11 protein-coding genes are annotated in these 13752 nt (G+C 59.1%); 6 read left to right on the top strand and 5 right to left on the bottom strand.

Annotation, left to right across the window (positions count from 1 at the left end; all coding sequences use genetic code 11):
- Window positions 1-149 precede the first annotated feature (149 nt).
- Window positions 150-773 (bottom strand): outer membrane lipoprotein periplasmic chaperone LolA, encoded by a 624-nt coding sequence (gene lolA, locus AAIS01_RS03410; protein WP_186657604.1) that lies wholly within the window; start codon window positions 771-773, stop codon window positions 150-152.
- 58 nt (window positions 774-831) lie between these two features.
- The gene (locus AAIS01_RS03405) at window positions 832-3237 is read right to left on the bottom strand and encodes a DNA translocase FtsK (RefSeq protein WP_092399181.1); all 2406 of its coding nucleotides are present in this window, start codon (window positions 3235-3237) and stop codon (window positions 832-834) included.
- A gap of 628 nt (window positions 3238-3865) precedes the next feature.
- On the opposite strand from AAIS01_RS03405, the gene aat reads away from it, so the two are divergent.
- From aat to infA, 3 genes are all read left to right on the top strand, one after another.
- The gene (aat, locus tag AAIS01_RS03400; RefSeq protein ID WP_343467799.1) at window positions 3866-4546 is read left to right on the top strand and encodes a leucyl/phenylalanyl-tRNA--protein transferase; all 681 of its coding nucleotides are present in this window, start codon (window positions 3866-3868) and stop codon (window positions 4544-4546) included.
- A 57-nt stretch (window positions 4547-4603) separates the two neighbouring features.
- Window positions 4604-5311, top strand: a complete 708-nt coding sequence (locus AAIS01_RS03395; RefSeq protein WP_214912756.1) for an arginyltransferase — start codon at window positions 4604-4606, stop codon at window positions 5309-5311.
- A 100-nt stretch (window positions 5312-5411) separates the two neighbouring features.
- On the top strand, window positions 5412-5630 hold the full coding sequence (infA, locus tag AAIS01_RS03390) for a translation initiation factor IF-1 (protein WP_002553999.1): 219 nt from the start codon (window positions 5412-5414) through the stop codon (window positions 5628-5630).
- A gap of 245 nt (window positions 5631-5875) precedes the next feature.
- Here the strand turns inward: infA and clpA are convergent, their stop codons facing one another.
- Together clpA and clpS are read right to left on the bottom strand one after the other, a co-directional pair.
- On the bottom strand, window positions 5876-8146 hold the full coding sequence (clpA, locus tag AAIS01_RS03385; RefSeq protein ID WP_047227721.1) for an ATP-dependent Clp protease ATP-binding subunit ClpA: 2271 nt from the start codon (window positions 8144-8146) through the stop codon (window positions 5876-5878).
- A 29-nt stretch (window positions 8147-8175) separates the two neighbouring features.
- Entirely contained in the window at window positions 8176-8538 is a 363-nt protein-coding gene (gene clpS / locus AAIS01_RS03380; RefSeq protein WP_015094394.1) for an ATP-dependent Clp protease adapter ClpS, read from the bottom strand.
- A 242-nt stretch (window positions 8539-8780) separates the two neighbouring features.
- On the opposite strand from clpS, the gene cspD reads away from it, so the two are divergent.
- Window positions 8781-9038, top strand: coding sequence for a cold shock domain-containing protein CspD (gene cspD, locus AAIS01_RS03375; protein WP_343468023.1), 258 nt, complete (start codon window positions 8781-8783; stop codon window positions 9036-9038).
- 82 nt (window positions 9039-9120) lie between these two features.
- On the opposite strand, the gene icd is transcribed toward cspD, so the two are convergent.
- A complete protein-coding gene (gene icd, locus AAIS01_RS03370) occupies window positions 9121-10377 on the bottom strand; it encodes an NADP-dependent isocitrate dehydrogenase (protein ID WP_256228949.1) in 1257 nt (418 codons plus the stop codon).
- 483 nt (window positions 10378-10860) lie between these two features.
- Here icd and AAIS01_RS03365 point away from each other — a divergent pair, with 483 nt between their 5' ends.
- Complete coding sequence (locus AAIS01_RS03365) at window positions 10861-13086, top strand: NADP-dependent isocitrate dehydrogenase (protein ID WP_343467797.1); 2226 nt, start codon at window positions 10861-10863, stop codon at window positions 13084-13086.
- A 217-nt stretch (window positions 13087-13303) separates the two neighbouring features.
- Window positions 13304-13750, top strand: coding sequence for an NUDIX hydrolase (locus AAIS01_RS03360; protein ID WP_343467796.1), 447 nt, complete (start codon window positions 13304-13306; stop codon window positions 13748-13750).
- Window positions 13751-13752: the final 2 nt, after the last annotated feature.

The raw sequence follows: 13752 nt of genomic DNA, 5'->3' as shown, positions 1-13752 counted from the left end.
GCAGATCCGTGGGAGCATCTGTGGGAGCAAGGCTTGCCCGCGATACAGACACCTCGGTGCGTCTGGTAGACCGAGGCGATGCAATCGCGGGCAAGCCTTGCTCCCACAAGCCTTGCTCCCACAGGCCGTTTCCCACAGGGGCTTTGTGTTTATTCCTGGATTACATCCGCACCCTTGGGGATGTCGAACTTGAACTTGGACGCGGCGATCGGCTCGTTGGCCTTGACCCCGGTGAACAGGATATTGGTGCGCTGGCCGACACTGTCGATCAGTTGCATGTCGTTGACCAGGCCATTGCGAAATGACAGGCGCAGGCTGTCAAACAGGCTGTCCTTGGTCTTGGGCTTGAGGGTGAAGTCAATCACGCCACCAGCCTCTTTGGAACTGATGTCGAAACTCTGGCTGATCTTGGAAACATCGCCGGAGAGCAGCAACGCCGGGGTCTGGGTCAAGCGCTGGTCCAGAGTCTTGATGGTGACCTGTTCCAGGTCCGGGTCCCACAGCGAAACTTTCTTGCCATCGGACACCATCAGTTGTTCAGCCGGCGCATCGGTGTGCCAGTAGAACAGGCCCGGACGCTGCAAGGCCATCTCACCCGCGGTCTCCTGCAACTGGGTACCACTGCCGTCGAGGGTCAGTTGGGAGAAGCGTGCGGTCAGGGTCTGGGACCGTTCCAGCAACTGGGTCAAGCGGGCCACGTCCTTTTCATCGGCGTGGGCCGACAAGGTAGTCAGGGCCAGTACGGGCAACAGCAACATGCGAATCAGGCGCATGGGAGTCCTCATGAAGTCGTGGGAGGTTGAGCGGCGTGTCGCCAGGCCGCTCAGGTCATTAATCGCGCATCGGGCCCGGCGCCAGTACTTCGCGCGAACCGTTGGTGTTCATCGCCGTGACGACCCCGGCCATTTCCATGGCCTCGATCATGCGTGCGGCACGGTTGTAGCCGATCTTGAGCTTGCGCTGAACGGCGGAAATCGAGGCCCGGCGGCTTTCCAGGACGAACTGCACCGCCTCGTCATAGAGCGCATCGGTTTCGGCATCGTCATCGCCACCACCGCTGCTGCCCTCAAAGCCGCTGCCGGCCTCCTCGACACCGTTGAGGATGTCGTCGTTGTATTCAGGGGCGCCCCGCAGCTTCCAGGCTTCCACGACCCGATGCACTTCATCGTCGGACACGAACGCACCGTGCACACGAATCGGCAGGCTGGTGCCCGGCGGCATGTAGAGCATGTCACCGTGGCCCAGCAACTGCTCGGCGCCACCCTGGTCGATGATGGTCCGCGAGTCGATCTTGCTCGACACCTGAAACGCCATGCGGGTCGGAATGTTGGCCTTGATCAGGCCGGTGATCACGTCCACCGACGGCCGCTGCGTCGCGAGAATCAGGTGGATACCAGCGGCACGGGCCTTCTGGGCGATCCGGGCGATCAATTCTTCGACCTTCTTGCCGACGATCATCATCATGTCGGCGAATTCGTCCACCACCACCACGATGGTCGGCAGCTTGTGCAGCAGCGGCGCTTCGTCGTGGATGTTTTCGCGGTGATACAGCGGGTCGGCCAGCGGCGTACCGGCCTCCTCGGCTTCCTTGACCTTGGCATTGAAGCCCGAGAGGTTGCGCACGCCCATCTTCGCCATCAGCTTGTAGCGGCGCTCCATCTCGGCGACGCTCCAGCGCAGGGCATTGGCGGCGTCTTTCATGTCGGTCACCACCGGGCACAGCAGGTGCGGAATGCCCTCATAGATCGACAGCTCGAGCATTTTCGGGTCGATCATGATCAGCTTGGCGTCTTCGGGACCTGACTTGAACAGGATCGACAGGATCATCGCGTTCACACCCACCGACTTACCGGAACCGGTGGTACCGGCCACCAGCAGGTGCGGCATTTTCGCCAGGTCGGTGATGACCGGCTTGCCGCCAATGTCGTGGCCCAGGGCCAGGGTAACCGGCGACTTGTGGTTGTCGTATTCAGGGGTGGAGAGCACTTCGGAGAAGCGCACGATCTGCCGGTCTTCGTTGGGAATCTCGATGCCCACGGTGGTCTTGCCCGGAATCACTTCCACTACGCGCACGCTGGTCACGGCCAGAGAACGCGCCAGGTCCTTGGCCAGGTTGGCGATACGGCTGACCTTCACGCCGGCGGCCGGTTGGATTTCGTAACGGGTAATCACGGGACCCGGGTGGATCGAATCCACCGAAACCTCGACGCCGAACTCCTTGAGCTTGATTTCCAGCAGGTGACCGACGGCCGCCAGGGATTCGGGGGAATAGTTGAGCTGTTTCTTTTCGGCCGGGTCCAGGATCGAGATCGGCGGCAAGGTACCTTCCACCGCACTGTCGACAAACAGCGGCGCCTGCTTCTCTTTCTGCACGCGCTTGCTCTGCTCCGGCGCCTTGGCCGGCGCCATGGTGATGACCGGCGGCACCTGTTTCTCACGCTCGGACATGTGCTTGCTCAGGGCCTGCTCACGTTCGATCAAGCGCTCCTTGACCTTGGCCTGCTCGCGCTTGTCCGTGACGGTGGGGGCCACCACATCGTGGACGCGGTCGTCGACCTCGCGCAGTTGCGCCACCAGTTGCTTGCGCTCGGTGCGCGCCGCCCACCAACGATTCATGGCCCCCTGAATCAGCTCGATCAGGTCCAGAGTGATCTTGCCGGTGACGTCCATCACCTTGAACCATGACAAATCGGTGAACACCGTCAGGCCAAACAGGAACAGGGCGATGAACAACAGCGTACTGCCCTGGATGTTCAGGGCATTTTTGGCCAGTTCGCCAAGACTTTCCCCCAGCGCGCCGCCCGCTCCGGCTGGCAGGCCGGTGGGTGCGTGGAAATGGATATGGGCCAGCGCGGCGCCCGACAGCACCAGGAACACCAAGCCGATCAGCCGCCAGGAAAACAGCCAGCCACTCCACTGCCAGGGCTCGTGGCGCTGACGGAAAATCTGATAGGCCTTGATCGCCAGCAACAGCGGAAAGATGTAGGCGAAATAGCCCAGCACCATGAACAGGATGTCGGCGCTGTAGGAACCGGCCGGACCGCCGAAATTCTGCACATCGTCGATCTTGCTGTTGTGGCTCCAGCCCGGATCGTCCTTGCCATAGGTCAGCAAGGCCATCATCAGGAACAGGCACAAGGCGCCAATGGCGATCAATGCACCTTCCTTGAGCCGGTAGTGCAATTGCTGGCGCCAGAGCGGAACGACTGTTTTAGGTGCTGCGGTGGATTTCTTCAAAACGCTTCTTTTCCTGCGCCAAAGGCGCGTCCATCTGTTGAATGACTATAAAAAACTGCTCATCACGAGCAGGCAAAAAAGTGAATGTGCACAACCGGTACTACTTTTACCACTGAGACGTGCATCCAGAAAACCGCAGGTGTTGCCGAAGATTTTGATCTTTTGCCTCTCCTGCGTTCAAAACTCAAGCATTGTACGGGTTTGTCCGCCCCAAGGCATTGCCCCGCACGTTTGCCTACAGCATAGCCAAAAAGCAGCGGTGCTGGCGTCAATTGGAGCATGCATTCTCTTTCGTGACAAAGGCTTATGAGGTGTTTTTTATGAGTGAAGTGAAGCATTCATCCCTGTTTTCAGGCTCCACGCCCGACAACGGCATACCGGGCGCTCAAACATGTCAATCGTCTACGACCCCACTCACACCACCAAGTTGCAAACGCGCTCCTCAGGCGCATCGGCGACAGCGGCTTCTTATTTGCCTCTGGCCCGCGTGTTCATTGGCATAAGCCATGCTGAACAGACATGAAGTATCTCGATGACATTCTGCCCGCTTGACGGTTAACCTCTAAGCGCACTCTTGTCTGTCTGTGTACGCCAGACCCGCCCTCCCCTTCTGCACGCCCGGATGACCATGCTGACTTGGCTACAACGCAACACGTTCGATTTTCCGCCACTGGCCAAGGCCCTGAGCGACCCCAATGGCTTGCTGGCCGCCGGCGGCGATCTGTCCGCCGACCGGCTGATCCAGGCCTATCGCCACGGCTGCTTCCCCTGGTTCTCCGAAGGCCAACCCATCCTGTGGTGGTCACCGGATCCACGCACCGTACTGTTTCCCGACGAACTGCACGTATCCCGCAGCCTGAGCAAGCTGCTGCGCAAGCAACGCTATGCCGTGACGTTCGACAAGGACTTTGCCGCGGTCATCACGGCCTGCGCCGCGCCCCGGGACTATGCCGACGGCACCTGGATCACCGCAGCCATGCAAACCGCCTATCTGGAACTGCATCGACGCGGCTTCGCCCATTCAGTGGAGGTATGGGACCAGGGCAAATTGGTGGGCGGACTGTATGGCCTGGCCATGGGGCAGCTGTTTTTTGGCGAGTCCATGTTCAGTCGGGCCGACAACGCCTCGAAATTCGGCTTCGCCACCCTGGTCCAACATCTCAAAGAGGCCGGTTTCGTGCTGATCGATTGCCAAATGCCGACCGAACATCTGCACAGCCTGGGCGCCCGGTCGATCCCAAGGGCTGAGTTTGCCGGCTACCTCAAGGCGCATCTGGACCTGCCCAATCACGCAACCTGGGTTTGCTGAGCGACAATGGCGCTCCTGGCTTACACTTAATCCAAAGCTTACTCCCGAGGGTTGATCATGACCGAGTTGGCGCGCTTGAAGTTTTATGCCACTCAACCCCACTCTTGCAGTTACCTGCCCGAGGAGCAGGCCACGACGCTGTTCCTCGACCCTAGCCAGCCCATGGACGTGCATGTCTACGCAGACCTGTCGGAGATGGGCTTTCGTCGCAGCGGCGATCATCTCTACCGGCCCCATTGCCAACATTGCAATGCGTGCGTTCCGGCGCGCATTCCTGTGGCCCAGTTTGTACCCAATCGTCAGCAGAAGCGTATTTTCAAGCGCAACGCCGATCTTCAGGTCCGGCCAGCCAAGCCGCAGTTCAGCGAAGAGTATTTCGATCTCTACCAGCGCTACATCGAGCAGCGCCACGCCGACGGCGACATGTACCCGCCCAGTCGCGATCAGTTTTCGACCTTCCTGGTACGCGACCTACCCTTTTCCCGCTTCTATGAGTTCCGCCTCGAAGGGCGACTGATGGCCATCGCTGTCACAGACTTGCTGCCCAATGGGCTGTCGGCGGTGTACACCTTCTATGAGCCCGATGAAGAACGACGCAGCCTGGGGCGCTTTGCCATTCTCTGGCAGATCAACGAAGCCCGGCGACTGGGGCTGGAAGCGGTGTACCTGGGCTACTGGATCAAAAACTGCAAAAAAATGAATTACAAGACCCAATATCGCCCCATCGAATTGCTGATTAACCAGAGATGGGTCGTCCTCAGTTAGAACCCCTTGGCTTAAACCCCCTTTTTCGGGCACAATGCACGCCGCTTTTGCCTGGCGCAGTTGCACCGGGCCATTCACTGGATACCGAGGGCTTTACTGCATGTCGAAAGAAGACAGCTTCGAAATGGAAGGCACTGTCGTCGACACCCTGCCCAACACCATGTTTCGTGTGGAGTTGGAAAATGGGCACGTCGTAACCGCGCACATCTCCGGCAAGATGCGCAAGAACTACATTCGTATTCTTACCGGTGACAAAGTGCGCGTCGAGCTGACGCCCTATGACTTGAGCAAAGGGCGCATCACTTACCGCGCTCGCTAACAAGTCAATACAAAACGCCCGGCTGATGCCGGGCGTTTTTGTTTGTTTGGGAGTTGTCTCACCCTCCAGAAACACACGAATCCCTGTGGGAGCGGGCTTGCTCGCGAAGGCAGTGGGTCAGTTTGCATAGATGTTGAATGTACAACCGCATTCGCGAGCAAGCCCGCTCCCACAGGAGATCGGCGTATTTCTGAAGCCAGCAAAAAGGCGCCTTCCGGCGCCTTTTGCTTTATTGCAGCTAACGATCAGGCCATTTCAGCCGTGGTTTCGAAGTCGAAGGTCAGCTCGCCGTCCTTGATGTCGATGTGGACCACACCGCCATGTTCGGCCAGTTCGCCAAAGAGGATCTCCTCCGCCAGTGGACGCTTGATCTTGTCCTGGATCAGGCGAGCCATCGGCCGCGCACCCATCGTCACATCGTAACCGCCGGCCGCCAGCCAACTGCGAGCCGCATCGGTGACTTCCAGCAGCACACGCTTGTCTTCGAGCTGCGCCTGAAGTTCGGTAAGGAACTTGTCCACCACACTCTTGATGACCTCATGACTGAGGCGACCAAACTGGATAATGGTGTCCAGGCGGTTGCGGAATTCAGGCGTGAAGCTCTTCTTGATCACTTCCATCGCATCGGACGAATGGTCCTGATGGGTGAAACCGATCGAAGCGCGAGCTGCGGTTTCGGCACCAGCGTTAGTGGTCATGATGATGATCACATTGCGGAAATCCGCCTTGCGCCCGTTGTTGTCGGTCAGCGTACCGTGATCCATGACCTGCAGCAGCAGGTTGAAGACTTCCGGATGCGCCTTCTCGATTTCATCGAGCAAGAGCACGCAATGCGGCTGCTTGGTGATGGCCTCGGTCAGCAGACCGCCCTGGTCGAAACCGACATAACCCGGAGGCGCACCAATCAGACGCGATACGGTGTGACGCTCCATATACTCGGACATGTCGAAGCGAACCAGCTCGATCCCCATCGCCTTGGCCAATTGCCGTGCGGCCTCGGTCTTGCCGACACCGGTGGGACCTGCGAACAGGAAAGAACCCACCGGTTTGTCCGGCGACTTGAGACCGGCACGGGACAACTTGATGGCGGTAGACAGCGAATCGATGGCCGCATCCTGACCGAACACCGTCAGCTTCAGGTCGCGCTCCAGGTTACGCAGCAGTTCCTTGTCGGAACTGGTGACGTGCTTGGGCGGAATCCGCGCGATTTTCGCGACGATGTCCTCAACCTGTGGCACTTCGATGCGCTTGACGCGCTTCTCCACGGGTTGAAGGCGCTGATAGGCACCCGCCTCGTCGATCACATCAATGGCCTTGTCCGGCATGTGCCGGTCATTGATGTAGCGCGAGGCCAGTTCAGCGGCGGCGCGCAACGCCTCATCACTGTATTCGATATTGTGATGCAGCTCGAAACGCCCCTTCAGCCCACGCAGGATACCGATGGTGTCTTCCACCGAAGGCTCCGACACATCGACTTTCTGGAAACGCCGGGCCAGGGCCCGATCCTTCTCGAAAATCCCGCGGAATTCCTGGAACGTGGTCGAACCGATGCAGCGGATATCCCCCGAAGACAGCAGCGGCTTGAGCAGGTTCGAGGCATCCATGACGCCACCGGACGCGGCACCGGCACCAATGATGGTGTGGATTTCGTCGATGAACAGGATCGCCTGCGGGCGCTTTTTCAGCTCGCCCAGCAAGGCCTTGAAGCGCTTCTCGAAATCACCGCGGTACTTGGTACCCGCCAGCAAGGCCCCCAGATCGAGGGAATACACCACACTGTTGGCGAGCAGGTCCGGCACCTGGTTGTCGACGATGCGTTTGGCCAGGCCTTCGGCGATCGCGGTCTTGCCCACGCCCGCTTCGCCCACCAGCAACGGGTTGTTCTTGCGGCGCCGGGCCAGGATCTGGGCGACACGCTCGACTTCCGCCTCGCGTCCGACCAGTGGATCGATTCGTCCCTGGCGCGCCAGCTCATTCAGATTGCTGGCATAGGCGTCCAGCGGATTGCCTGAAGAAGAAGACTCACCGCCCTCGTCGTCCTGCATATCCTGCTCACCTTCGGAATGATCGCCGTGCCCAGGCACCTTGGAAATGCCGTGGGCGATGTAGTTGACGACATCGATGCGCGCAACACTCTGCTGCTTGAGCAGGAAAACCGCCTGGCTTTCCTGTTCGCTGAAGATGGCAACCAGCACGTTGGCGCCGGTCACTTCACGCTTACCCGAGCTCTGTACATGAAAGACAGCACGCTGCAGGACACGCTGGAAGCCCAGGGTTGGCTGGGTTTCGCGATCCTCGTCATGAACGGGGATCAATGGCGTGGTGGAGTCGATGAACTCCTGCAAATCATGCTTGAGTTTATCGAGGTTTGCGCCGCAGGCACGCAAAACGGTGGCGGCAGCCTCGTTATCCAATAGGGCCAGCAGCAGGTGCTCGACGGTCATGAATTCATGACGCTTCGAACGAGCCTCCTTGAAGGCAAGATTGAGGGTGACTTCGAGCTCGCGGTTTAACATAGCTTCACCTCATACCCAAGTGGTCGGCGTTAACCGTCCTTCTCGATTTCACAGAGTAGCGGATGCTGGCTTTCCCGGGCGTACTGGTTGACCTGCATGGCCTTCGTCTCGGCGATGTCGCGGGTAAACACTCCACATACTGCCCGTCCCTCTGTATGGACGGCCAGCATGACCTTGGTCGCCAGCTCGCGATTCAGGTTAAAAAACACCTCGAGCACTTCGACGACGAAATCCATCGGTGTGTAGTCATCGTTGAACAAAACCACCTTGTACATCGGTGGCGCCTGTAATGCAGGCTTTGCTTCCTGAACAGCAATGCCTGCGGAATCGTCGTCATGTAGATCCGGGCGATCCTGATTGAATGTTAGTCGAATCTGGCTGATTGCATGCATGGAAAGAAAGGTTCGTTTAGTTGGCAAATACAGTGATGGGGGCGCTTGCAGACGATTTCAACCACGTTCGCCGGGCCACCTTGACTATCGGGAAAACGGTGTTACAACCAATAGAGCCCATCGTGGGTTAAAAAGGTCCGTGGAATCGATCCTGTTTTCCAAGATTAGACTGCGGATGGACTGGATGATACTCCACTGACGGAGTGTGTTGCAGAGGGATATGGCCTATGTCGGTCGTCAAGATGAGTGGCAAAGTCAAATGGTTCAATAACGCCAAGGGCTACGGTTTCATTATTGCCAACGGCAGGGATGAAGACCTTTTCGCCCATTACTCGGCGATTCAGATGGATGGCTATAAAACCCTGAGAGCCGGACAACGCGTCACTTTCGAAGTTATCCAGGGCCCCAAGGGCCTGCACGCGGTCAATATTGCGCCCGACACCGTTGAAGATACCCCTTGCGCCACCCCTGTCAATGTCATGACCACTGAAGCCCATTGATCGGCACAAGCCTCCCCCCGACACCCAAAATGCCCGACTCGATCACTCGAGCCGGGCATTTTTTTGCTGGCTGTCGATCCGCTTACATGTGCGAGATCATTGCGTCGCCGAAGCCGGAGGAAGACATCAGCTTGGCGCCCTCCATCAAGCGTTCGAAATCATAGGTCACGGTCTTGGCCGAAATCGCGCCGTTGGTGCCCTTGATGATCAGGTCGGCCGCTTCGGTCCACCCCATGTGCCGCAGCATCATTTCCGCCGACAGGATCAGCGAGCCCGGATTGACCTGGTCCTTGCCGGCATACTTGGGTGCGGTGCCGTGGGTGGCTTCGAACATCGCCACGGTGTCGGACAGGTTGGCGCCAGGTGCAATGCCAATACCCCCCACTTCCGCCGCCAAGGCGTCGGAGAGGTAGTCACCGTTGAGGTTCAGGGTCGCGATCACGTCATATTCGGCCGGGCGCAGCAGGATTTGCTGGAGCATGGCATCGGCGATGGCGTCCTTGACGATGACGTTCTTGCCGGTTTTCGGGTTCTTGAACTGCATCCACGGGCCGCCGTCGAGCAGCGTCGCGCCGAACTCCTCGGCTGCCACTTCGTAGGCCCACTCCTTGAAGGCACCTTCGGTGAACTTCATGATGTTGCCTTTATGCACGATGGTCAGCGAATCGCGATCGTTGTCCACTACATATTGCAAGGCCTTGCGGGCCAGACGCTGGGTGCCCTGCTTGGAAACCGGCTTGACGCCGATGCCGCAGTTCTCGTCGAAACGGATCTTGGTCACACCCATTTCTTCTTTCAGGAACTTGATGACCTTGGTGGCTTCGGCCGAACCGGCTTTCCACTCGATGCCGGCATAGATGTCTTCGGAGTTCTCACGGAAGATCGTCATGTCCACGTCGCCAGGCTTCTTGACCGGGCTTGGCACACCTTCGAACCAGCGCACCGGACGCAGGCAGACATACAAATCGAGCTGCTGGCGCAGGGCTACGTTCAGCGAGCGAATACCACCACCGACCGGTGTGGTCAGCGGACCCTTGATGGAAACCACGTAGTCTTTGACCGCGTCCAGGGTTTCCTGGGGCAGCCAGGTGTCCTGGTCGTAAACCTGGGTTGCTTTCTCACCGGCGTAGACTTCCATCCAGGAAATCTTGCGCTTGCCGCCGTAGGCCTTCTGAACCGCAGCGTCCACCACCTTGATCATGACCGGACTGATATCGACGCCAATGCCGTCGCCTTCAATGAAGGGGATGATCGGGTTGTCGGGAACATTAAGAGAATGGTCTGCATTGACGGTGATTTTGTCACCGACGGCTGGAACCTGAATCTTTTGATACCCCATGCTGAACTCCATTGCTTGGATTGAACATCTGGCTGCGTTCGAGCGTACCCCAGTTGAATCGGCGCGCAAACCCTACGTTAGGCTCATCCGGGGGAATGACCTGCAGTTAGCGGTGTACAACCCTGAAAACCAAGGGAAAAGCGCCAAACATGAGCATAGTCCGCTCCTTGGGTACTGCGACGTTTAGACCAATGGACGTGTACGGAAGTCTATGAACCATCGGCAGATTGCCAGCTACCTATGTATAATGCCGCCGCTGACCACAGGGTCACGCTGGCTGAGTGCTCTATCACAGGACTTTCCGCCAGTTTAAAAGCCGGACCGTTACCGCGGCCCAACCGCTTGACGCTCGACTGATGCACCCAACATCACCGCGAAGAAACCTCGACATTCGGCTCACGGATGACTTTTGAACGAACGCGCTTACCCGGCGCCCCTCGAGTTTCTGCGCATGCTTTAGCAAAGAAGAGAGTTAATCCGAATATGCCCACCCGCTCGAAGATCATCTACACCTTCACCGACGAAGCTCCCGCCCTCGCCACCTATTCGCTGCTGCCGATCGTCGAAGCCTTTACCGCCTCGGCCGACATCGCCGTGGAAACCCGCGATATCTCCCTTGCAGGGCGCATCCTGGCCAGCTTCCCCGAGCAACTGGGTGACAAAGCCGTCGCCGACCACCTCGCCGAATTGGGCGACCTGGCCGTGACGCCTGAAGCCAACATCATCAAGCTGCCGAACATCAGCGCCTCGGTGCCGCAACTGCAGGCCGCGATCAAGGAATTGCAGGCCCAGGGCTATGCACTGCCGGACTACCCGGAAACCGTGACCAGCGACGCCGAGAAAGACGCACGCGCCCGTTACGACAAGGTCAAGGGCAGCGCCGTGAACCCGGTCCTGCGTGAAGGCAACTCCGACCGCCGCGCTCCGCTGTCGGTCAAGAACTACGCGCGCAAGCACCCGCACAAGATGGGCGCCTGGGCAGCCGACTCCAAGTCTCACGTGGCCCACATGAGCACCGGTGATTTCTACGGCAGCGAAAAAGCCGCCCTGATCGACACCGCCGGCAGCGTGAAAATCGAGCTGATCGCTCAGGACGGCACTGCCACTGTCCTGAAGGAAAAAACCACCGTACAAGCCGGTGAGATCCTCGACTGCGCCGTGATGAGCAAGAACGCCCTGCGCGACTTCATCGCCGCTGAAATCGAAGACGCCAAGCAAAAAGGCGTGCTGCTGTCGGTTCACCTCAAGGCCACCATGATGAAGGTCTCCGACCCGATCATGTTCGGTCAGATCGTCGCTGAGTTCTACAAAGACGCCCTGGCCAAGCACGCACAAGTGCTGGAGCAGATCGGTTTCAACCTGAACAACGGCATCGGCGACCTGTACGCCCGCATCAAGGCCTTGCCGGCCGAGCAGCAGGCGCAGATCGAAGCCGACATCCAGGCGGTCTACGCGGCGCGCCCATCGCTGGCGATGGTCAACTCCGATAAAGGCATCACCAACCTGCACGTGCCGAGCGACGTCATCGTCGACGCCTCGATGCCGGCCATGATCCGTGACTCCGGCAAGATGTGGGGCACCGACGGCCAGTTGCACGACACCAAGGCCGTGATCCCGGATCGCTGCTACGCCACCATCTACCAGGCGGTGATCGAAGACTGCAAGCAACACGGCGCTTTCGATCCGACCACCATGGGCAGCGTGCCGAACGTCGGCCTGATGGCCAAGAAAGCCGAAGAGTACGGCTCCCACGACAAGACCTTCCAGATCAAGGCCGACGGCGTGGTCCGTGTTTCGGACAACACCGGCCGCACCCTGCTGGAGCAGAACGTCGAAGCGGGCGATATCTTCCGCATGTGCCAGACCAAGGACGCGCCAATCCAGGACTGGGTCAAGCTGGCCGTCAATCGTGCCCGCGCCAGCGCCACTCCGGCGATTTTCTGGCTGGACCCGATGCGCGCCCACGACGGCGTGGTGATCGAAAAAGTCCAGGCTTACCTGAAGGACTACGACACCGCCGGCCTGGACATCCGCATCATGTCGCCGGTCGACGCGATGAAGTTCACCCTGGCCCGCACCCGCGAAGGCAAGGACACCATTTCGGTGACCGGCAACGTGTTGCGCGACTACCTGACCGACCTGTTCCCGATCATGGAACTGGGCACCAGTGCCAAGATGCTGTCGATCGTGCCGCTGATGAACGGCGGTGGCCTGTTCGAAACCGGCGCCGGCGGCTCGGCACCCAAGCACGTTCAGCAGTTGCTGGAAGAAAACTTCCTGCGCTGGGATTCCCTGGGCGAGTTCCTGGCCCTGGCCGCGTCCCTTGAACACCTGGGCGTGACCTACAACAACCCTAAAGCCCTGGTGCTGGCCAAGACCCTGGACCAGGCCACTGGCGAGTTCCTGGACCGCAACAAGTCGCCTTCGCGCAAAGTCGGCGGCATCGACAACCGCGGCAGCCACTTCTACCTGACCCTGTTCTGGGCCCAGGCACTGGCCGCTCAAAACGACGACGCAGCCCTTAAGGCTCAGTTCGCGACCCTGGCCAAGACACTGACCGACAACGAAGAAACAATCGTTGCCGAGCTCAATGCCGTCCAAGGCAAACCGGTGGACATCGGCGGTTACTACTTCGCCAACCCGGAGCTGACCAGCAAGGCCATGCGCCCAAGCAACACCTTCAACGCAGCGATTGCTGCGCTGGTGTAAGGTTGTAAGGGAACACCACAAACCCCGGCCCTGGTGCCGGGGTTTGTGTTTCTGTCCTCAACACATCTCCCCCTGACAATATATTCCCTGTGGGAGCGAGCTTGCTCGCGATAGCGATATAACATTCAACATTGATACTGACTGACCCACCGCTATCGCGAGCAAGCTCGCTCCCACAGTGGTCTGCATTCCAATTTGAGAACTAGAGGAGCCCCCCATGGACTGGAAACCCCACATCACCGTCGCCACCATCGTCGAAGACAACGGCCGTTTCCTGATGGTGGAAGAATCCAAGGGCGGACGGGCGGTACTCAACCAGCCCGCCGGTCACCTGGACCCGAACGAAACGCTGATCGAAGCCGCCGTGCGCGAAACCCTGGAAGAAACCGGCTGGGACGTCGAGCCCACCAGTGTGGTGGGCATTTATTTGTACACCGCTCCCAGCAATGGCGTGACCTACCAACGGGTCTGTTTCGCCGCCAAGGCCCTGAACCACCGCCCGGACTATCCACTGGACGATGGCATCCTGGGCGCCAAGTGGCTGACCCGCAACGAATTGCTCGAACAGCGTGAGCACTGGCGCAGCGAGCTGATCATCCGCTGCATCGACGACTTTCTGGCCGGCCATTGCCATAGTCTGACGCTGATCCGACCTTCTCTTTAGCC

It is taken from the genome of Pseudomonas halotolerans, assembly GCF_039581215.1.
Taxonomy (GTDB): domain Bacteria; phylum Pseudomonadota; class Gammaproteobacteria; order Pseudomonadales; family Pseudomonadaceae; genus Aquipseudomonas; species Aquipseudomonas tehranensis.
Note: the sequence above shows the minus strand (reverse complement) of the source record. Positions and strands in the feature narration are given on the sequence as shown.

Excerpts from the sequence above, each read along its gene's own strand:
- aat (WP_343467799.1), top strand. The coding sequence starts at position 3,866 with ATGCTGACTTGGCTACAACGCAACACGTTCGATTTTCCGCCACTGGCC.
- clpS (WP_015094394.1), bottom strand. The coding sequence starts at position 8,538 with ATGCATGCAATCAGCCAGATTCGACTAACATTCAATCAGGATCGCCCG.
- infA (WP_002553999.1), top strand. The coding sequence starts at position 5,412 with ATGTCGAAAGAAGACAGCTTCGAAATGGAAGGCACTGTCGTCGACACC.
- AAIS01_RS03395 (WP_214912756.1), top strand. The coding sequence starts at position 4,604 with ATGACCGAGTTGGCGCGCTTGAAGTTTTATGCCACTCAACCCCACTCT.
- cspD (WP_343468023.1), top strand. The coding sequence starts at position 8,781 with ATGAGTGGCAAAGTCAAATGGTTCAATAACGCCAAGGGCTACGGTTTC.
- clpA (WP_047227721.1), bottom strand. The coding sequence starts at position 8,146 with ATGTTAAACCGCGAGCTCGAAGTCACCCTCAATCTTGCCTTCAAGGAG.
- lolA (WP_186657604.1), bottom strand. The coding sequence starts at position 773 with ATGCGCCTGATTCGCATGTTGCTGTTGCCCGTACTGGCCCTGACTACC.
- AAIS01_RS03360 (WP_343467796.1), top strand. The coding sequence starts at position 13,304 with ATGGACTGGAAACCCCACATCACCGTCGCCACCATCGTCGAAGACAAC.
- icd (WP_256228949.1), bottom strand. The coding sequence starts at position 10,377 with ATGGGGTATCAAAAGATTCAGGTTCCAGCCGTCGGTGACAAAATCACC.
- AAIS01_RS03365 (WP_343467797.1), top strand. The coding sequence starts at position 10,861 with ATGCCCACCCGCTCGAAGATCATCTACACCTTCACCGACGAAGCTCCC.